We start from the raw sequence: 19,778 nt of genomic DNA, 5'->3' as shown, positions 1-19,778 counted from the left end.
AGGAGTCAGCCTGCTCGATTATCCTTTGTCTGTCTATTTGTCGTCCAGTTTTAATACACTCATAAATGCCTTCTGTGGAATTTCTACATTTCCAACCTGGCGCATACGCTTCTTTCCTTCCTTCTGCTTTTCCAGAAGCTTCTTCTTACGGCTGATATCACCGCCGTAGCACTTGGCAAGTACGTCCTTACGCATGGCTCTTACTGTCTCACGGGCAATGATCTTGCTTCCGACAGCTGCCTGGATCGGAATTTCAAAAAGCTGTCTCGGAATCTCTTCTTTGAGCTTCTCACACATCTTTCTTCCTCTCTCATAAGCACTTCCCGCAAATACAATAAAGGAAAGAGCATCCACTTCTTCTTTGTTGATCAGGATGTCCAGCTTGACCAGATCAGATTTGACATAGCCGAGCATTTCATAATCAAAAGACGCATAACCGCGGGATCTGGATTTGAGCGCATCAAAGAAATCATAGATGATCTCATTCAGAGGCAGGTGGTATTTCAATACCGCTCTGGTCTCTTCGATGTATTCCATTCCTTGATATTCGCCACGTCTTTCCTGACACAGATCCATGATCGCACCGATAAATTCGGATGTCACCATAATCTCTGCTTTTACCATCGGCTCTTCCATAAAATCAATTTCTGACGGATCCGGAAGATTAGACGGATTGGTCAGGTCGATCACTTCTCCGTTGGTCTTGTGCACCTTGTAGATAACGCCCGGCGCAGTTGTCACCAGATCCAAATTGTATTCTCTTTCCAGTCTCTCCTGAATGATCTCCAGATGCAAAAGTCCAAGGAAACCACAGCGGAAACCAAATCCCAGCGCAAGAGAGGTCTCCGGTTCAAACTGAAGTGCCGCATCGTTGAGTTGCAGTTTTTCCAGTGCATCTCTCAGATCCGGGTATTTGGAGCTGTCTGCCGGATACATTCCGCAGTACACCATCGGGTTGACCTTTTTATATCCCGGAAGAGGCTCAGAACATGGATTTTCCGCACCTGTTACGGTATCACCCACACGGGTGTCCTTTACATTTTTCAGGCTGGCTGTAAAATATCCAACCATTCCTGCTGAAAGCTCATCACAAGGGATAAACTGTCCGGCACCAAAATATCCAACCTCCACAACATCGGCAGTTGCACCTGTCGCCATCATATGAATCGGCATTCCTTTCGTGATACATCCTTCTTTGATACGGCAGAATACGATAACGCCTTTATACGGATCATAGAGGGAATCGAAAATCAGTGCCTGAAGCGGTGCATCCGGATCTCCTGTCGGAGAAGGAATCTTTGTCACGATCTGTTCCAGAACCTGATCTACATTAAGCCCTGTCTTTGCCGAGATCAGTGGTGCATCCTGCGCTTCAATTCCGATCACATCTTCAATCTCTTCGATCACACGCTGCGGCTCTGCGCTTGGAAGATCGATCTTGTTGATAACCGGCATGACATCCAGATCATGGTCCAGTGCCAGATATACATTTGCCAGTGTCTGCGCTTCTACGCCCTGTGCCGCATCAACGACCAGGATCGCTCCATCACAGGCTGCAAGACTCCGTGACACTTCATAGTTAAAGTCTACGTGTCCCGGAGTATCGATCAGATTAAAGATATATTCCTCCCCATCCTTTGCCTTATAAACCGTGCGGACTGCCTGTGATTTGATTGTGATACCACGTTCTCTTTCCAGATCCATGTTATCCAGCACCTGTGCCTGCATCTCTCTGCTGGTCAGAAGACCTGTCTGCTCAATAATACGGTCCGCCAGTGTGGATTTTCCATGGTCAATATGTGCAATAATACAAAAATTTCGAATCTTTTTCTGATCCATATGCATATTTTCAGTCTCTCCTTTTTCTTCTTATCTATATCTGATTACTTTTCCCGTTTGCTACTGTACTGCACCAGAAAGAGTTCCACCGAGAGGATATCTCCCATCTTTCCGGTTTTTACATCTTCTTCCGTCTGTACACCGGCTTCTACGATCCCACGCAGCTCTTTCCTGGTAAATGCCTTCGCCTGTGCCCGGTACTTTCCTACCAGGAATGGCATGATTCCCACCTTGGCGGCAATCTCTTTTGGCGGAATCCCAGTATGGTCCATCTCTTTTACCTCCATCAGGATACGGAACTGTCTGGTCAGCAGGTAGAGGATCCGCATCGGCGGTTCCTTCAGTGTTAGAAGATCATAATAGTAATCCAGCGCTTTTTTCTGCTCTTTTGCTGCAACTGCATCTACCATATCAAAAATATGGTTTCCGATCTGCGTAGTACAGATTTCATCAATATCTGCTGCCGTGATCTCCGTGTGGTTCATGCAGTAACAGAATAATTTTTCCAGCTCCTGCCCGAGATTCTCCATGTCATTACCAGTCTTTGCAAGCAGATAGCGCACTGCTGCCTCCGACATCTGAAGCTTCTCCTTTTTCGCCATCCCAAGGATCCAGCGGATCAGTGTCTTTTCATCCTGCCGCTTCAGTTCTACAATATGACCTTTCTCCTTGATCACTTTGTAGAGCTTTCCTCTCTTATCCAGCTCTGATTCCACAAAGATCATATAAGTGGTCTCCGGCATGTTCTTCAGATATTCTGCCAGCTCCGGTGTCGCATTTTTCAGAAAACCGGTATTTTCCAGAACGATCAGCCTGCGCTCTGCAAAAAAAGGTAATGTCTCGGCAAGGTCGATAATCTCCTTCGGGTTCGTGTTCTTTCCCTCAAAATAACGATAATTCATCGTGTCACCTTCCGGAACCATCGCTTTGACGAAACGGTTTTTATATAATTTTTTCAGATAAGCTTCTTCGCCGTACAGAAGATAAATCTGCTTAAACTGTCCTGTCTTTAAATCTTCATTCAAACTTTTCATGGACTTTGGATACCATATTCCCTTCCATCTGTATACATACTGACAGCACCTCTGTCTTTCGTATTATATAGGCTTACGCCCCATTTTGCAAGTCTTTCCAGTGTTTCCGCATGCGGATGTCCATAACGGTTTTCTTTTCCGGATGAACAGAATGCTACCCGTGGTCGGATCACTTCCAGAAGCTCTTCGCCGGTCGCATTTCTTGATCCGTGGTGTCCGACTTTCAGCAGATCATAACACGCCGGAAGTTCTCCTTTTTTCCGGAGATTCTTTATTCTCTCTGCCAACAGCTCTTCTCCGGTATTTTCCAGATCTCCGGTAAAAAGCATGGTAATTTTTCCATATTGCAGGTGAAGTACCAGAGAATTTTCATTTCCATTTTCAGATGGCTCACCTTCTCCAGGCCAGAGACAACGCATCTTCAATTTTCCAGACAGAAAAATAGTATCCATCTCCATTACCCGTACCTTCGTTCCTGCCTCTTCTGCCAGATTACATAATTTAATAAGCCTTTCATCCCAATATTTCTGTTCCGGAAAAATCAGATACTGGATTTCTACTCCATACTTTCTCCGTTCCAGAAGTTCTTCCACTGCATTTAAGTGATCCACATCCCCATGCGTCACCCACACATAATCCAGCCTCTTCACGCCCCGGAATTTTAAAAATGGTTCCAACCGGTATCTTCCTGCTGCATCTACCGAACTGCTTCCGCCGTCGATCAGGTAATTTTTTCCGTTTCCGTCCCGAAAGAAAAAACAGTCGCCCTGTCCCACATCCAGCATAGTCAGCTCCATCTGCCCTCGTTTCCACTTTGGGATCCCGAGCAGGATGAGCAGGATCCCAGCTGTCACAAGCTGTCTTACCACCCGTTTCCCGGTTTGTCTGCCCTCTTTCTTTTCCTTCCTTTTTCTCCACAAATAAAATAGAAGAACCCCATAATAACAGGCAATCTGCCAGAGCCGTGGTCTTCCCGGAATCCACCTTGCCCCCGGAAGTTCCAGGAGCAGACCGCTCCCTTTTTCATAAAAAAGCAAAATCCACTCTGTTATTTTCCAAAGTGCGCTCTGCATTATATCTCCTGCCCCACACGGAATCAGCATGACTGCCATCCCTGCACTCCCGCAAAACAGAAGCACGGATGCCATCGGAATTACCAGAAGATTCCAGGCTGGCGCATACAGGCAGGTTTCATAATAGTGCCACAATGTAACTGGCAGCAGAAAAAGCCAGAGCCTCACCGACATCCGGACACTGTCTGAAAATCTGCCTTTTTTATTTCCCAAACCAATCAGATAGATACCGAGAACCGCAGCAAAAGAAAGCTGGAACCCTGCCGTAAAAAGCCGCAACGGATTTGCCAGAAGCAAACCAATTTCCGCAATCCCAAGTGCCGTCAATCCATCGTATTCCCTTCCTGTCAGCTCTGCTCCCATCCGGATCAGAAACATGGTAAACGCCCGCAGTGCCGAAACACTCATTCCTGTCATCACCACATAGCTCCCAAGAAGCAGACTTCCCACTACACCGGCCTGTAAAATAGAAAATCCGGTTTTCCTAAGCCCCCGGTAAAGTCCGTTGCCAAAAAAAGAAATATGCAGACCGGATATGGCAAGCAGATGCCCGATCCCTGCCACCCGGTAAAGTTCTTTCACTTTCTCTTCTGTATAAAAAGAATCTCCCAGAAGAACCGCACACAAAATACCCCCTCGACGCTTTCCCATCTCTCTGCAGATCTCATCTGCGGTCCGGTTCCTAAACTGCCACAGCTTTTCCCGGAAGGAAGTCTTTTTCACCTGTTTTTCCAGAACCTTCCCTTTCCATAAGACTGCCTGGATATTCTGCTGCTTATAATAATTTTTCTGGTCAAAATTGCCCGGATTGGCCGCCGGATCAAAAAATCCCACATTGCCTTTAACCAGGATCCGCTGTCCGATTTCCGGACCATTTCCCTTTTCATCCAGATAGACAAGCAGCCTCTCGTCAGCGACTGCTTTTCCATTCCCCATCTCTCTGATCTGTATTTTTTTCAGATACAGGATCAGTTTTTCTTCTTTTCTGGTTTTCTGATAAACCTCTCCTTCCACCATCACTTCTTCCGACTCTTTCCAGAGCTTCTCACACCTTGACACACCGAGTCTTCCAAAAATCTTTCCTCCCCCTGTCAGATACAGTACCAGAATCAGTCCTGCCAGAAGTATTCCGGCAAAACCAAGTCTTCGCTTGATCAACCGATCAATCCTCCTTTATCATTTCCTGGTTTCTGCTCAGAGGTTCATCCAGCTTTATACTCTCCTGATATACAATACTGCTGTCTCCGTTGATTGAAATCTGTACTTCAGAGACATTTCCACCATCGATCACTGAATTTACGATGGAATAGATCACCGTCTCCGGACTGACTCCCGGAGCAATGTTCCGAAGTCCTTCATCAAAATTCAGATAGCAGATATGATCTTTGATCGACACACCCAGCAGCTTTGTTCCTTTTGGTATGGTAGCAAGCAGTCTGTTATTGGATGGTCCTCGCATCAGCTGTTCCACTACAACCCGTTCCTTCGACTCATTGCTGTTATACCGCACCGTATCCTCTTCCTTTTGCAGCTTTTCTCCAGATGAATCTGCATAATACAGCGTAAGCTTCATCTCCTGGAAAGAGTTAATAGAAGAGCCTGTGTTCTGTACAAAATCTTCTGCCTGCTGGTATCCATAAGTATTCCCTTTTTTATCCGTAAGTGGCGTTCCATCTACACAGATCATCACCAGATCCACTCCATCGATCTGCGTCAGCGAACGGACAAGTGCCGCCCTGCACAAAACCTCTCTTACCGTATCCATCTTTCCGTAAGCAGCATTATAGTACAGGATCAGCTTTTCATCCTCCAGAGTGTATCTCTCCAATTTTACCTTTTTCGGCAGTGCCGCCTGTGCCTTCACCTCGTCATCACACTTCTGCAGCGCAGACAGCATTCCTTTTACTTCTTCGTCCGCCGACTTTCCTGTTCCATCATAGCCTTTCGGAACCAGCGCCGTTCCGCTCTGGTTAATCTGGTAAATCGTGTATTTTGCATCTGCTTTCTGCTCCTTTTTTCTGCATCCCACAACGCCTGTAAGAAGACACACCGCAAGAAGAATGCTTATGATCTGGTAATTTTTTTTCATTCTTCTCACCCTTCCCTCTTGATATAAGTAAGCGGGATCCGGACTGTAAATGTCGTTCCCTCTCCCGGTTCACTGTAGACCTTGATTGCACCGCGGTGCATGACAACCGCATTTCTTGCAATCGAAAGCCCAAGACCGGTTCCGCCGATCTCACGAGAATGGGATTTGTCCACACGGAAAAATCGCTCGAATATATGATCCGCATCTTCTTTCGGAATCCCGATTCCAGAATCCGCAACCTTCAGATAAAAATACTTATGATCCGCATTTAACGACACGTGTACCCATCCGTTCTCTTTATTGTACTTGATCGCATTTTCCACCAGATTCGTGATCACAAGTGCAATCTTTACCTCATCAATCTCCGCTGTCACCGGACGAAAACTCTCAAATACCAGCTCAATATTACTTTTTGCCGCAAGTGGCTGTAATCTTTTGAGAATCCGTTCTACCAGTTCATTAACATCCTGACTCTTAATATTTAAGTTTGCACCCTTCTTATCCAGTTTTACAAGATCCAGAAGGTCATTGATGATCTTATTCTCCCGCTCGATTTCTTCGGACAAATCACCCATGAATTCCCGGTAAATCTCCGTCGGTGCATCCGGCTGCATCAGCAGTGAATCCGCCAGCACCTTCATAGAGGTCAACGGTGTCTTCAACTCATGGGATACATTTGCCACGAACTCTTCTCTCGATGCATCCAGTACTTTATAGCGGTCCCACAGCTTATTAAATGCATTGGAAATCCGGTCCGTTTCATCGTAAGCATTTTCATGGAGATAATTATCTCCATAGCCTCCTGCCATCTCCTCGATCGATTGAGACATCCTTTTCAGCGGCCTTACAAGCAGCATACCGATGATTGCTGATAAAAAGATCCCGATAATACTGATTGCAACCGTTGCAATTCTTGCCTTTGTCTGCAATGCCTCTACATTGTCACGCAGACTGTCTGTAGAAACACTGACCAGAATCATTCCTTTTACCGGCTCTTCCCCTTTTTTGACCGGGACTGCCACTTCAATGTACCGGCTCTTTCTGTCATAACTTGCCGGCTTCTCGCCGCGGAAGCATTTGACTACATCCTCGGAAATGATCGTCTTTCCCTCCTCCAGATCATAGGTATCTTCCACAATCCGGAATTCATCATCAATAACAAGCACTCTTCCATTGTAAATATTGGATAACTGTGATAGTTCTGTATCGATCACATCAGAAACTCCCGTTTTCAGATAATCAGAATTGACCAGCTGATTACTCAGAATCGTACACTGGTTTTGAATCTCTGCTGTGCGCACGGATACGGTTCTCTGATCATAGCTTTGCAGAATCGCATTCATCAGGATCACACTGGATAATATGACAAATACGCTCAGGATCACCGTTACCCGCACTTGCAGACTTTTTATGAATTTTGGTACAAAAAATTTAACCCCTGAAATAATAGCCAACTCCCCACTTTGTGTAAACGTATTTCGGATCACTTGGATTTACTTCAATCTTCTCGCGCAGTCGTCTGATATGTACATCTACCGTTCTTGCATCTCCCGGATACTCATATCCCCAGACAATATTCAAAAGACTTTCCCTGCTGTAAACCTTGTTCGGATTCATTGCAAGAAGCTCCAGAAGATCAAATTCTTTTGCGGTAAGATTCAGTTCCCTGTCCCCGGAAAAAACTCTCCGGCTTTCACAGTCGATCTTCAGATCTCCCTTTACCACAACTTTACCGCTCGCGCTCATCCCGTCTTTTTTAGCGACCCTGCGCATGATTGCCTTCATTCTGGCCTTAACTTCAAGAATGTTGAACGGCTTTGTGATGTAATCATCTGCGCCATATTCCAACCCGAGGATCTTGTCCATATCCTCGCCCTTCGCAGTGAGCATGATGACCGGTACATCTGAGAAATCACGGATCTGTCTGCATACTTCAAATCCATCGTATTTTGGAAGCATGACATCCAGAAGAATCATATCATACTCTTTTCTTTTTACCATCTCAAGTGCTTCCTCACCGTCGTATGCGCAGTCAACTTCCATATCATCCTGTTCCAGGCTGAATCTCAGTCCTTTCACGATCAGCTTTTCATCATCTACTACCAATACTTTTCTGCCCATCTTGCGCACTCCTCTACTCTACCGTTATCTGCTCCCGGATCTTCTGAAAGATTCCTTCCTTGATCCCGTCCACTTTCTTCAGATCCTCTATCTTCCTGAATCCACCGTTTGTCTCTCTATAAGCAATAATTGCTTCCGCGCGGGACTCGCCAATCCCGCTTAAGCTTAAAAGTTCAGCCTTTGTCGCGGTGTTCAGGTTTATTATTCCTGTGTCTTTTCCCATCCCGGCATCAGCCATATCCGATGGTGAACCTTCTTCTTTCAAAGTCTGTTCTTCTTCTCTGGATGGTACATAAATCCTTTGTCCATCTGTCAGATGTGCTGCCTGATTCAGATAAACCTGTCCTGCTGCCTCCGTCAGACCTCCCGCTGCTTCTATGGCATGCGTGATGCGGTCTCCTTCCTGCAGTTCATATACACCGGGTGATGCCACCTCGCCACATACATACACCCAGATCGAACCTTCTTTTTCTTCACCACCCGGATCTGCTTTTGCCTTATCCGGCTTTTCTTCGGCAGCCTTTGATTCTGCCTCGTTTTTCTTATCCCCGGCATCCGCTTCTGCAGCAGCCACACTGGTAAAGGTCTCTTCTTTTTCATGGCATGCTGACAGCATACAGCTGATTCCAAGGAAAATTCCACATATTTGATATAAAATCCGTCTTCTTTTCCGCATACATACTCCTTTTCCGCAGAGCATGTCCCCTCGTACTTCCAAGACATGATTATTGTAACGAATTTTTTTCCAAAAGACAACCTATTTCCACTGAAAAATTGTCGTGCCGATCAGAGCGATCCCCATACCGATCACTTTTCTCCAGGAAAATGGCTCTTTTTCCACACCAAATAATCCCACCAGTTCAATCAGATACGCCACAATAAGCTGAGACATAACGATCAGAAGTGCCGCCTTTGCAGGCCCGAGCTGCGCCATACTTTTGATCACGGTCCAGGTGATCCCTGCTCCGATCACACCGCCAAGCAGCATATATTTAGGCTGCACCTCTCCTATCGTGGCAATACTGTCCCTCCCCATGATCAGCCACATTACCAGACAGATGGCAAATGCACTAAGCTGCACCCAGGCATTACTCACCCACATTCCTGTCGTCTTTGTTACCTGTGTGTTAAATACCCCCTGCACACTCATCAGCGCTCCCGACAGCAGGGCAATAAAAAATCCGGTCATCTTTCATACCTCCTTTTCTTCTGAAAGTATATCCGATGACCGGCTCTTTTATTCTCTTATTTTTATCAGGCACCGACTTTATGCAAGTGCTTTTTTCAGGATCTCTGCCATCTCATCTACCTGTTCTTTACCGATAACAAGCGGTGGGATCATTCGGATCACATCTGTTCCAGCTCCGATGATCAGAAGTCCTTCTTCCAACGCTTTGGCTGTCACTTCACCCAGCGGCTTGGTGATCTGAAGTCCCTGGATCAATCCTCTTCCCTTTACTTTAACGGCTGCATCGCAGGTATCCACGATTTCCTGCAGTTTCTGTGTCAGATATGGTGCGATTTCATTGACATGATCGAGCATATGCTCTTTTTCAAAGATCTCAATAGTCTTGCTGACCGCTGCACAGCAAAGTGGGTTTCCACCATATGTAGTTCCGTGATCTCCCGGTACCAGCGAATTATCTGCAACTTCTTTTGTCATCGCAAATGCGCCGACCGGAACACCGCTTCCGATTGCCTTCGCCATTGTCATGATATCCGGTGTGATTCCCATCTGCTGCCATGCAAACCATGCACCGCTTCGTCCCATACCACACTGTACTTCATCGCAGATCATCAGGATTCCGTTCTCATCACAGATCTTACGGATTCCCTGCATAAATTCTTTTGTCGCTGCGTTGATTCCGCCTTCGCCCTGGATTGTTTCCAGAATGATCGCGCAGGTCTTATCATTTACCAGTGCTTTTACACTGTCAAGATCATTGTAGATTGCAAAATGTACACCAGGCATAACCGGTTCAAATGGCTCTCTGTATTCTTTGTGTCCGGTAAGTGCAACTGCACCCATACTTCTGCCGTGGAATGAATTCTCCATTGCAATAAATTCATAACGTCCGGTTTTTTTTGTGTACGCATATTTTCTTGCAGTTTTGATCGCACCTTCGATTGCTTCTCCACCACTGTTTGTGAAGAATACCTTGTACATACCGGTGATCTTTTTCAGATCTTCTCCTGCTTTACCGCAGGTTGTATTATAATACAGGTTTGATGTATGGATCATCTTGTCAATCTGAGCCTTTAATGCATCATTAAATTCCTTGTTGTTATATCCCAGAGAAGATACTGCATATCCTGCTGAGAAATCCAGATATTTCTTTCCTTCCGGATCATAGAGGTATGCGCCGTCTCCATGGTCCAGTACAACCGGATAACGGTTATAAGTTTTTAAAATCGCGTCGTCCTCTTCCTGCATATACTGATTTGCCATAAGAATTACCTTCTTTCTTTGTCTTCCCTTTAATCTTCTTCACCGTTTCTTAAAATTGCAGTTCCGATACCTTTCTTCGTGAAAATCTCAAGAAGCAGGCAGTGCGGAATTCTTCCATCCAGAATATGGACTCTGGACACTCCGTTTTCAATCGCTCCTACACAGTTCTGCAGTTTCGGGATCATTCCTCCGGAAATTGCTCCGCTTTCGATCAGTTCATTCGCCTGATCTACAGTAAGAGCTGTGATCAGAGAAGATTTATCCTCGTAGTCTCTGTATACCCCTTCAATATCAGAGAGGAACGCAAGCTTCTCAGCATGAACCGCTTTTGCGATCGAATAAGCCGCATCATCCGCATTGATATTATAAGTGTTGTAATCATCATCGATTCCGACCGGGCATACGATCGGGAGAAAATCTTTATCCAGAAGATCCAGAAGAACCTCTGCATTGACCTTCTTGATATCTCCTACGAATCCAACGTCCTGTCCTGTCATGGAAAGCTTTTTATCAACTCTTAAAAGTCCGCCGTCTTTTCCACTGACACCGATAGCACGGACACCAAGTTCTTCGACCATACGAACCAGATTTTTATTAACCTTGTTCAGTACCATCTCTGCAATTTCCATGATCTCTGCGTCCGTCACACGAAGTCCGTCGATGAATTTCGGCTCCATTCCGGCTTTACTTACCCATTTACTGATCTCTTTTCCACCGCCGTGAACGATGATCGGTTTGAATCCAACCAATTTCAAGAATGTAACATCCTTGATGACATTTTTCTGGAGTTCTTCGTCCAGCATTGCACTTCCACCGTATTTTACAACGATGATCTTACGGTTGAAACGCTGAATATAAGTAAGCGCCTCAATCAGAACTTCTGCTTTGTCCAGATACTGCTGCATATCCTGATCCATTTTGCTTACCTCCTAGCTTCTGTAATCTGCATTGATGTCAATATATCCGTGAGTCAGGTCACATCCCCATGCGGTTGCGCTTTCGCTTCCCATCTTCACATCAGCAACTGCTTTTACTTCTTCCTGTGAGAGGATCTCCGTTGCTTTTTCTTCACTGTAATCTACCGCTGTACCATTTTCGATGATCTGGATCTTTCCTGCCTTGCTCTCGAAGAACAGATCCACCTTTTCCGGGTCAAACTGTGCTCCGGAATATCCCATTGCACAGAGGATTCTTCCCCAGTTTGCATCATGTCCTGCAATTGCTGCCTTGGTAAGATTTGAGCATACGATTGATTTTGCAAGTGTCTTTGCAGTCTCTTTTGTATCTGCACCAACTACAGTTACTTCAAATAAAGCAGTTGCTCCTTCTCCGTCCCCTGCGATCTTCTTTGCAAGGTATTCGTTGATCTCATGCAATGCTTCCGCAAAGGTCTTATAGCTTTCACTGTCTACCGTGATCACTTCATTTTCAGCCATTGCGTTTGCAAGAAGAACTACAGAATCATTTGTAGAAGTATCTCCGTCTACGGAAATCATATTGTATGTATCATTGACATCATCACTGAGGGCTTTCTGAAGTGCCTCTTTTGTGATTGCTGCATCTGTTGTGATAAAGCTGAGCATGGTGCACATATTCGGATGAATCATACCAGATCCTTTTGCCATACCACCGATGGTAACGGTCTTTCCGGCAACCTCGATCTCTACTGCGATCTGTTTTTCACAGGTATCAGTCGTCATAATTGCTTTTGCTGCCTCAGTTCCGTTTGCCAGTGTATCATTTTTCTTTTCAGCAAGAGCCTTTACCCCTGCCACGATGCGATCAATTGGAAGCTGCTTTCCGATGACACCGGTCGATCCGATCAGTACACCATCTGCATTAATTCCAAGAGCTTCTGCTGCCGCATCTGCTGTGTCCTTGCAGTAGCCAAATCCTTCCGCACCGGTACATGCATTGGCAATTCCGGAATTGACGATCACAGCCTGTGCTTTCGCACCGCTCTTTACAACCTGCTGATCCCATTTTACGCATGCTGCCTTTACAACGTTTGTAGTAAATGTTCCTGCACATTCACATGGAACCTGGCTGTAGATCATTGCCATGTCGGTTCTGTCCTGATATTTGATCTTTGCTGCTGTTGATGCTGCCTCAAATCCTTTTGCTGCGGTCACACCGCCTTCGATAATCTTCATCGTATATAGCCTCCTTTAGCCCTCTTCGATAAATGCTGTAATATTTTCCTCATTTAAAACAAACTCATAGTAGTTGACATCCGGTCTCTTGGTCCATCCGATCGTATTCCAGAACGTATTGCCGATATCATTCTTGGTAAATGCGATCAGTGTGATCTTGTTGATATGTTCCTCTTTCAGAGCTGACATTGCATAGGCAACCATGCTCTTTCCGATCCCATGACAGCGGTACGCCGGATCTACACATACATGATAAAAACATCCGGTTCTTCCGTCGTGTCCGCAGAGGATTCCTCCTACTACTTTTCCGTCTATTTCGGCGATCACACTGGTTGTCGGATTCCTTTTCAGGAATCGTTCCACGCCTTCTTTTGAATCATCTATGCTCCGGATTCCAAATCCTTTGATCCGCATCCAAAGTGCATGAAGCTGGTCATAATCTTCTACTGTCATCGCACGAATAATTGTTGTCATATATTTTCCATTCCTTTTCTTTTTCTGCCGTGTTCTACGGGAACATCGGAACCAGATCAAGACCTTCACTTTCCGGAAGTCCAAAGATCAGGTTCATGTTCTGTACAGCCTGTCCTGCCGCACCTTTTACCAGGTTGTCGATCGCACCCATCATAATGATACGGTTTGTTCTCGGATCGATCTTAAATCCGATATCGACATAATTGCTTCCTTCTACCCATTTTGTTTCCGGGTAAACATCTTTCTCCAGAACACGGACAAATTTTTCATTTGCATAGTATTTATCGTAAACTGCTTTTACTTCTTCCCAGGTAACATCCTTTGTAAGCTTCGCGTACTCTGTTGCCAGGATTCCTCTGTTCATCGGAACCAGATGCGGTGTAAAGTTGATCACAACCTCTTTGCCGCTCGCATATCCAAGCTGTTCCTCGATCTCCGGTGTGTGTCTGTGTGTTGCCACACCGTATGCTTTCATATTCTCATTGACTTCACAGTACAGGTTCGGAACCTTTGCCCCTCTTCCTGCTCCGGATGTTCCGGACTTGGCATCAATGATCAGCGTATCCATATCGATCAGTCCTTCTTTTGCCAGTGGATAAGCAGTCAGGATGGAGCATGTTGTATAGCATCCAGGATTGGCGATCAGTCTTGCGCCTTTGATATCTTCTCTGTTCACTTCACACAGTCCGTAAACTGCTTCTTCGATAAACTGCGGGCTCTTGTGCTCAATACCGTACCATTTTTCGTAAGTCTTGACATCTTTGATACGGAAATCTGCGCTCAGGTCGATGATCTTAACCTTTGATAAGATTTCTTCATTAACTAATGATGCGCACAGTCCCTGTGGAGTTGCTGTGAAAATCACATCTACCTGATCTGCAAGTTGTTCCATATTATCATCTAAACATACCGCATCTACGATCTGAAACATATTGCGGTATACATCTGCATATTTCTTATCGATATAGCTTCTTGAGCCAAACCATTTAATTTCTACGTCTTTATGTCCTGTTAAAATGCGAACCAGTTCTCCTCCGGCGTAACCGGTAGAACCGATGATTCCTGCTTTAATCATGTAAACCATCCTTTCGTAAATGCCGTATTTGTGTATAGATAGGCATAATCATAAATACTATAAACCCATTAATCCCTATTGTAAAGGGGTTCGCGGGAATTGGGGGAATGTTTTTTGATTGGTGCGGGGACGCTCCTGCGCGAAATATCTTTGCACGCAACCGCGCTTGCGCTTGCCATGCATGCCTAAAGAAATATCCAGTGGATATTTCTTCGGCGCGTCTCAAACGCAGCGGTACTAGGCTCGGCTTTGCTTACGCTCGCCTTGCCAAGTGCCGGCGTTTTCGAGGGGTCGCTTAGCAAAGATATTTCGCGCAGGAGCTGTGCACTGACGAATGGGAACATTTTCCGATTGGTTTAGTATACATGGTTTTATTTGGTAAAGCAAGTGGTTTTTTGATTTTTATGCATGTTTCTGTGTATTTTTATGTATAATTTCTTATTTTTATGCATTTATATTTATTTTTATGCATTGTTATGCATTTTTATTATTATAAGATGCATTAGGTCTGTATTCTTTTTATTGACTATTTTAGGAAAATTCAATTAATATTAAGAAAGTGATTGTAAAGGAGTTGTTATTTTATGGAACGGGATCTTACTTCAGGGAGTGTTTTTCGGAATGTGATTTATTTTTCGCTACCTTATTTTTTATCTTATTTTTTGCAGACGCTTTATGGGATGGCGGATCTTTTTATTGTTGGGCAGTTTAATGGGGTTGCCAGTACAACAGCGGTTTCGATTGGGAGCCAGGTGATGCATATGTTGACGGTGATGATCGTGGGGCTTGCGATGGGGGCTACGGTTTCAATCGGGCAGTCTATTGGAGCGGGCGATAAGAAAAGGGCTTCTGTGTTTGTGGGAAATACGGTGACTTTGTTTATGGGGATTTCTCTGGTGCTGGCGGTTTTGCTTCTGTTTTTTGTAAAGCCAATTGTTTCGGTGATGTCTACGCCTGCGGAAGCTGTTTCCGGGACAGCAGCTTATCTGACGATCTGTTTTCTCGGGATTCCTTTTATTACGGCGTATAATGTGATCAGTTCGATTTTCCGCGGACTGGGGGATTCTAAAAGTCCGATGTATTTCATCGCAGTTGCATGTGCGGTGAATATTATACTGGATTATCTGTTTATCGGATTTTTCCATCTGGGAGCTTCCGGTGCTGCGCTTGGCACAACACTTTCCCAAGCGTGCAGTGTTCTGTTTGCACTGATTGCCATTAAACGTAAGCAGACCGGACTTTCTCTTTCCGGAGACTGTTTCCGCCCACAGAAAAAACCGCTTGGCAAAATTCTGAATATTGGGATTCCGGTAGCGCTTCAGGACGGATTTATTCAGATTGCTTTCATTGTTATTACGATCATTGCCAACCGGCGCGGACTGAACGCAGCCGCTGCTGTCGGCATTGTGGAAAAAATCATCAGCTTTCTGTTTCTTGTTCCGTCTTCCATGCTTTCGACTGTTTCTGCACTCGCAGCTCAGAATATCGGTGCCGGAAAGTATGACCGTGCAAAGCAGACGCTTCGCTATGCCATGATGATCGCCATTGGATTTGGTCTGGTCGTCTCTATATTGATCCAGTTTATCGCAGCTCCGGTTGTCGGACTTTTCACTGCAGACGCAGCCGTTATTCTTCTCGGCGCGCAGTACATTCGCGGATATATCTGGGATTGTATTTTTGCCGGCGTTCATTTCAGTTTCAGCGGATACTTCTGTGCATGCGGAAAATCTGGAATTTCATTTTTACATAACCTGATCGCTATTTTGTGCGTGCGTATTCCGGGTGTTTATCTGACTTCAAAAATTTTCCCGCATACACTGTTTCCGATGGGACTCGCAACCGCTACCGGCTCCTTATTGTCTGTGATCATCTGCATCATTGCTTACCGATGGTTATGTGAAAAATCCGGAAAATAGAATACATGATCGGACTCTTACGGATTTCTCCAGATCATCAAAAATGGTGACTCACTACGAGCCACCATTTTTGATGATCACTTATCTGATATGCGCTTCCTCATGTGCAAGCAGCCATTTTTTCTTTTCAATCCCACCGGCATATCCGGTCAGACTTCCGTCACTTCCAATGACACGGTGACAGGGAATGATCACAGAGATCGGATTATGTCCGACCGCACCTCCGACTGCCTGCGGCGAGATACTTTTCACGCCTCTTTTTACAGCAATGATCTTTGCGATCTTTCCATAAGTGATGGTGCATCCATATGGGATTTTTGCGATAATCTTCCATACTTCTTTTCGGAAATCACTTCCTGCAGGTGCAAGAGGAAGTTCTTCCGGATCCGGATCCTGCCCTGCAAAATACCGATCCAGCCAGTACTCTGCCTGATCCAGTACCGGCAAGTCTTTCTTCTCCTCAAAATCTTCTATAATCTTGTCCATATAGTATTTCTGTCCTTCAAACCATGCACCGACAAGTACATCCTCCCGTGCTCCAAGCGTAATTTTCCCGATCGGCGAATCATAGTAGCTTACATACAGCATTTTTCATTCTTCCCCTTTTTCATCCGTCCTGATACCCATGTTTTTGAGGATTGCGAGAGTGCAAAGCACGTAGCAATCTGGTATCAAAGGGGTCAAAATACCTTTGGACCCCAACATCTTAAAAATAAAAACAAAATTCCTTAACTTTTGTACCATTCAAATTATAAAATGGAGATTTTTTCCTGTCAATCTTCTTATCCGCGAATTTGTCCATTTCCAAAGATCACATACTTTTTCGTGGTAAGGGCTTCCTGCCCCCAGTCGCTTTCCTATGCCCAAGCGATCCGCTCATCAATCTGCCTTGCCGCTTCGTCTCCCCGGATCTCTACCCCTTTTGCCGAAAGCCGGTCACAGATCACCGGAAACGCCTCCTCTGCAATTTTCCGGATTCTGTTTTCATTTAGAAGAAGCCGGTCGATCAGTGGCTCTGTCATCTTATTTTTTCTTGCAAGCATAATATCCTTTTGGTTTTCTTCTATTATATATGCCTGTTTGACAGAACCAGCCGGCTTCTCACTGATTCCAAGGACATTTTTTCCGATACCGACTGCACCGGAAGATACTACGATTATTTCTTTTCCTTTAGAGTGGCTCTTAATTCCATTTCGTTTTTCCCCTTTTCAATTCATATTCTTAGTAGGTATAAATAAAAGAAGCAGAAAAAGAGTATACGGCGATACCTTTTTCTGCTTCTTTTTTCACTATCGAATCATAATACTTCAATGACTGAACAAAACCTATCACTTTTTCATTCCATCCGAAATGAACATTTTGAGCTGTATATATTGGATACACGCATTCCCTGATCTGCAATATTGAATTTTCTGTTCTGTGCCCTTGAAGGACACGGTCGATGCGGGAATGTAGGAATGAAAAATACACTGCCTTCTACCGGCAATGTCAGAACATAATCAAATATGTTATTCTTATTCATTTTATGCATATCACTCATCTCGCCGGTTCCTTTCTTCCTTTAGCGTGTTACCTTGTTACTTTTTGTTATATTTTACGGGTTTTTGTGTAAATGTCAGGTATTTTTCTGATTTATCTTTATATTTTCTGTTTAATCTTCTTCTATCCTTCTTTTTTCTTATTACTCTCTTTCCTTTTTTATACATAATTATGCATATTTTATGTATATTTTTACTTTTATTTGCATAAAATAACATTTTTAAAAGTTTTTTCATTTTATTATTGCATAAATATAAAAAATGGTGTATAGTGGGTTGTGAATTGAATACAAAAGAAAATTTTTAGGAGGTTTATATACAATGAAAGAAAAAGTAGTTCTTGCATATTCTGGTGGTCTTGATACTACCACACTGATCCCTTGGTTAAAGGAGACATTTGATTACGAAGTTATCTGCTGCTGTATCGACTGCGGACAGGGCGAAGAGCTGGATGGTCTTGATGAAAGAGCAAAACTCGCAGGTGCTTCTAAATTATACATCGAAGATATCACTGATGATTTCTGTGACAACTATATTATGCCATGTGTACAGGCAAATGCTGTTTACGAAAATGCATATCTTCTCGGAACTTCTATGGCTCGTCCGGCAATCTCCAAGAGACTTGTTGAAGTAGCAAGAAAAGAAGGTGCTACTGCTATCTGCCACGGTGCTACCGGAAAAGGAAATGACCAGATCCGTTTCGAGCTTTCTATCATGGCTCTTGCCCCGGATCTTAAGATCATCGCTCCTTGGAGAATGACAGATCTGTGGACACTTCAGTCACGTGACGATGAGATCGCTTACTGTAAAGCTCACGGAATCGATCTTCCGTTTGACGCAAGCCACAGCTATAGCCGTGACCGTAACTTATGGCACATCAGCCACGAAGGACTGGAACTTGAAGATCCATCCTGCGAACCAAATTACGCTGATCTTCTTGTTCTTGGAAATACACCGGAAAATGCACCGGATGAAGATGAATATGTAACTATGACATTTGAAGAAGGTGTTCCGAAGACAATCAACGGCGAAGCCATGAAGGTTTCTGATATCATCCGCAAACTCAACGAACTTGGCGGCAAGCATGGTATCGGTATCGTTGATATCGTTGAGAACCGTGTTGTTGGTATGAAATCCCGTGGTGTTTATGAAACTCCTGGTGGAACAATCCTGATGGAAGCTCACAAACAGCTTGAAGAACTGGTTATCGACCGTGCTACCATGGAAGTTAAGAAAGATCTTGGCAACAAACTCGCTCAGGTTGTATACGAAGGAAAATGGTTCACACCACTTTGTGAAGCTCTTCGTGCTTTCGTAAAATCTACCCAGAAATATGTTACAGGTGAAGTTAAATTCAGACTTTACAAAGGAAATATCATTAAAGCCGGAACTACTTCTCCATACTCACTTTACAATGAATCTCTGGCAAGCTTCACAACTGGTGATATGTACGATCATCATGATGCAAGCGGATTCATCACTCTGTTCGGACTTCCGCTGAAGGTTCGTGCGATGAAGAATCTTGAGGTAAACAACAAATAATTGTATATCCCCCTACTGACAGATTTAAAGGACGTTGATATGAAATTATCAGCGTCCTTTTTCTGAGCAAGCCAACGCTTAAAAGGTTCCGCTTTTGGCGAGGGTCTACATGAAATGTAAGTTTCACTCCAACAGGCTCGTCAGGCATACAATGTCATTTTTATAATTATGCTATAGTAGTTATCAGCCATTTATGATTCATATAAAGGCATATCCACCCCGTATTCTCTATCAATCCCCATACAGATCTGCTCAAATATCTGATTCGGCAGATATACACCTTACTTTCCGCTTTCAGGCAGCTCTCCCAGTGATAGTTTCCCCGGCACAACGCAGTTCCAAGACCGGGAGACGCGCGCAAAGTGAGATCATATTTCAGGCGATACTCCCCTGGTTTTATTTCGGGAAGTTCCTTACAAAATTGCAGATCTGGCATGAATTTCATTCCCATTTCTTCTGCTTTCTATCATTATAT

17 protein-coding genes are annotated in these 19,778 nt (G+C 44.4%); 2 read left to right on the top strand and 15 right to left on the bottom strand.

Translation table 11 applies throughout. The annotated features are described in order from the left end of the window. Window positions 1-33: 33 nt before the first annotated feature. The 13 genes from lepA to argC all read right to left on the bottom strand — a co-directional run bounded on the left by lepA (window position 34) and on the right by argC (window position 14,307). Window positions 34-1,845: a translation elongation factor 4 gene (lepA, locus tag PGQ33_RS02370; RefSeq protein ID WP_008374702.1), complete on the bottom strand. Its 1,812-nt coding sequence runs from the start codon at window positions 1,843-1,845 to the stop codon at window positions 34-36. A gap of 38 nt (window positions 1,846-1,883) precedes the next feature. Next, window positions 1,884-2,873: a DNA polymerase III subunit delta gene (gene holA / locus PGQ33_RS02365; RefSeq protein ID WP_270205192.1), complete on the bottom strand. Its 990-nt coding sequence runs from the start codon at window positions 2,871-2,873 to the stop codon at window positions 1,884-1,886. Then, window positions 2,870-5,104, bottom strand: coding sequence for a DNA internalization-related competence protein ComEC/Rec2 (locus tag PGQ33_RS02360; RefSeq protein ID WP_270205191.1), 2,235 nt, complete (start codon window positions 5,102-5,104; stop codon window positions 2,870-2,872). The genes holA and PGQ33_RS02360 overlap by 4 nt, the downstream gene beginning before the upstream one ends. Window positions 5,105-5,108: 4 nt before the next feature. Next, the gene (locus tag PGQ33_RS02355) at window positions 5,109-6,035 is read right to left on the bottom strand and encodes a GerMN domain-containing protein (RefSeq protein ID WP_270205190.1); all 927 of its coding nucleotides are present in this window, start codon (window positions 6,033-6,035) and stop codon (window positions 5,109-5,111) included. 5 nt (window positions 6,036-6,040) lie between these two features. Then, window positions 6,041-7,378: a sensor histidine kinase gene (locus PGQ33_RS02350; RefSeq protein ID WP_442872447.1), complete on the bottom strand. Its 1,338-nt coding sequence runs from the start codon at window positions 7,376-7,378 to the stop codon at window positions 6,041-6,043. Between the two features lie 88 nt (window positions 7,379-7,466). Further along, window positions 7,467-8,156, bottom strand: coding sequence for a response regulator transcription factor (locus tag PGQ33_RS02345; RefSeq protein WP_008374691.1), 690 nt, complete (start codon window positions 8,154-8,156; stop codon window positions 7,467-7,469). A 13-nt stretch (window positions 8,157-8,169) separates the two neighbouring features. Continuing rightward, the gene (locus PGQ33_RS02340) at window positions 8,170-8,832 is read right to left on the bottom strand and encodes a helix-hairpin-helix domain-containing protein (RefSeq protein ID WP_022220712.1); all 663 of its coding nucleotides are present in this window, start codon (window positions 8,830-8,832) and stop codon (window positions 8,170-8,172) included. A gap of 81 nt (window positions 8,833-8,913) precedes the next feature. Next, window positions 8,914-9,345: a DMT family transporter gene (locus PGQ33_RS02335; protein ID WP_008374687.1), complete on the bottom strand. Its 432-nt coding sequence runs from the start codon at window positions 9,343-9,345 to the stop codon at window positions 8,914-8,916. 78 nt (window positions 9,346-9,423) lie between these two features. Continuing rightward, window positions 9,424-10,605: an aspartate aminotransferase family protein gene (locus tag PGQ33_RS02330; protein WP_118217300.1), complete on the bottom strand. Its 1,182-nt coding sequence runs from the start codon at window positions 10,603-10,605 to the stop codon at window positions 9,424-9,426. A gap of 29 nt (window positions 10,606-10,634) precedes the next feature. Beyond that, the gene (argB, locus tag PGQ33_RS02325; protein ID WP_270205188.1) at window positions 10,635-11,522 is read right to left on the bottom strand and encodes an acetylglutamate kinase; all 888 of its coding nucleotides are present in this window, start codon (window positions 11,520-11,522) and stop codon (window positions 10,635-10,637) included. A 12-nt stretch (window positions 11,523-11,534) separates the two neighbouring features. Beyond that, complete coding sequence (gene argJ / locus PGQ33_RS02320) at window positions 11,535-12,758, bottom strand: bifunctional glutamate N-acetyltransferase/amino-acid acetyltransferase ArgJ (protein ID WP_173686423.1); 1,224 nt, start codon at window positions 12,756-12,758, stop codon at window positions 11,535-11,537. Window positions 12,759-12,773: 15 nt separating this feature from the next. Then, window positions 12,774-13,223, bottom strand: a complete 450-nt coding sequence (locus PGQ33_RS02315; protein ID WP_044999341.1) for a GNAT family N-acetyltransferase — start codon at window positions 13,221-13,223, stop codon at window positions 12,774-12,776. A 43-nt stretch (window positions 13,224-13,266) separates the two neighbouring features. Beyond that, a complete protein-coding gene (gene argC / locus PGQ33_RS02310; protein WP_022220715.1) occupies window positions 13,267-14,307 on the bottom strand; it encodes an N-acetyl-gamma-glutamyl-phosphate reductase in 1,041 nt (346 codons plus the stop codon). A gap of 584 nt (window positions 14,308-14,891) precedes the next feature. Here argC and PGQ33_RS02305 point away from each other — a divergent pair. Beyond that, window positions 14,892-16,223 (top strand): MATE family efflux transporter, encoded by a 1,332-nt coding sequence (locus PGQ33_RS02305; protein WP_270205187.1) that lies wholly within the window; start codon window positions 14,892-14,894, stop codon window positions 16,221-16,223. Window positions 16,224-16,304: 81 nt separating this feature from the next. On the opposite strand, the gene PGQ33_RS02300 is transcribed toward PGQ33_RS02305, so the two are convergent. Together PGQ33_RS02300 and PGQ33_RS02295 are read right to left on the bottom strand one after the other, a co-directional pair. Then, window positions 16,305-16,811 (bottom strand): methylated-DNA--[protein]-cysteine S-methyltransferase, encoded by a 507-nt coding sequence (locus PGQ33_RS02300; protein ID WP_270205186.1) that lies wholly within the window; start codon window positions 16,809-16,811, stop codon window positions 16,305-16,307. A 269-nt stretch (window positions 16,812-17,080) separates the two neighbouring features. Next, window positions 17,081-17,266: a hypothetical protein gene (locus PGQ33_RS02295; protein ID WP_173685029.1), complete on the bottom strand. Its 186-nt coding sequence runs from the start codon at window positions 17,264-17,266 to the stop codon at window positions 17,081-17,083. An 816-nt stretch (window positions 17,267-18,082) separates the two neighbouring features. Between PGQ33_RS02295 and PGQ33_RS02290 the strand changes: the two genes are divergently transcribed. Further along, window positions 18,083-19,303 (top strand): argininosuccinate synthase, encoded by a 1,221-nt coding sequence (locus tag PGQ33_RS02290; RefSeq protein WP_008374664.1) that lies wholly within the window; start codon window positions 18,083-18,085, stop codon window positions 19,301-19,303. The last annotated feature ends 475 nt before the right edge of the window (window positions 19,304-19,778 follow it).

This window comes from Coprococcus sp. AM100_B19A (assembly GCF_027662015.1).
Taxonomy (GTDB): Bacteria; Bacillota; Clostridia; order Lachnospirales; family Lachnospiraceae; genus Allocoprococcus; species Allocoprococcus comes.
Note: the sequence above shows the minus strand (reverse complement) of the source record. Positions and strands in the feature narration are given on the sequence as shown.

Coding starts and splice junctions, on each gene's coding strand:
- PGQ33_RS02335 (WP_008374687.1), bottom strand. CDS start 9,345: ATGACCGGATTTTTTATTGCCCTGCTGTCGGGAGCGCTGATGAGTGTG.
- PGQ33_RS02290 (WP_008374664.1), top strand. CDS start 18,083: ATGAAAGAAAAAGTAGTTCTTGCATATTCTGGTGGTCTTGATACTACC.
- argC (WP_022220715.1), bottom strand. CDS start 14,307: ATGATTAAAGCAGGAATCATCGGTTCTACCGGTTACGCCGGAGGAGAA.
- holA (WP_270205192.1), bottom strand. CDS start 2,873: ATGAAAAGTTTGAATGAAGATTTAAAGACAGGACAGTTTAAGCAGATT.
- PGQ33_RS02295 (WP_173685029.1), bottom strand. CDS start 17,266: ATGCTTGCAAGAAAAAATAAGATGACAGAGCCACTGATCGACCGGCTT.
- lepA (WP_008374702.1), bottom strand. CDS start 1,845: ATGCATATGGATCAGAAAAAGATTCGAAATTTTTGTATTATTGCACAT.
- argJ (WP_173686423.1), bottom strand. CDS start 12,758: ATGAAGATTATCGAAGGCGGTGTGACCGCAGCAAAAGGATTTGAGGCA.
- PGQ33_RS02300 (WP_270205186.1), bottom strand. CDS start 16,811: ATGCTGTATGTAAGCTACTATGATTCGCCGATCGGGAAAATTACGCTT.
- PGQ33_RS02340 (WP_022220712.1), bottom strand. CDS start 8,832: ATGCGGAAAAGAAGACGGATTTTATATCAAATATGTGGAATTTTCCTT.
- PGQ33_RS02355 (WP_270205190.1), bottom strand. CDS start 6,035: ATGAAAAAAAATTACCAGATCATAAGCATTCTTCTTGCGGTGTGTCTT.
- PGQ33_RS02350 (WP_442872447.1), bottom strand. CDS start 7,378: ATGAATGCGATTCTGCAAAGCTATGATCAGAGAACCGTATCCGTGCGC.
- PGQ33_RS02330 (WP_118217300.1), bottom strand. CDS start 10,605: ATGGCAAATCAGTATATGCAGGAAGAGGACGACGCGATTTTAAAAACT.
- PGQ33_RS02305 (WP_270205187.1), top strand. CDS start 14,892: ATGGAACGGGATCTTACTTCAGGGAGTGTTTTTCGGAATGTGATTTAT.
- PGQ33_RS02345 (WP_008374691.1), bottom strand. CDS start 8,156: ATGGGCAGAAAAGTATTGGTAGTAGATGATGAAAAGCTGATCGTGAAA.
- argB (WP_270205188.1), bottom strand. CDS start 11,522: ATGGATCAGGATATGCAGCAGTATCTGGACAAAGCAGAAGTTCTGATT.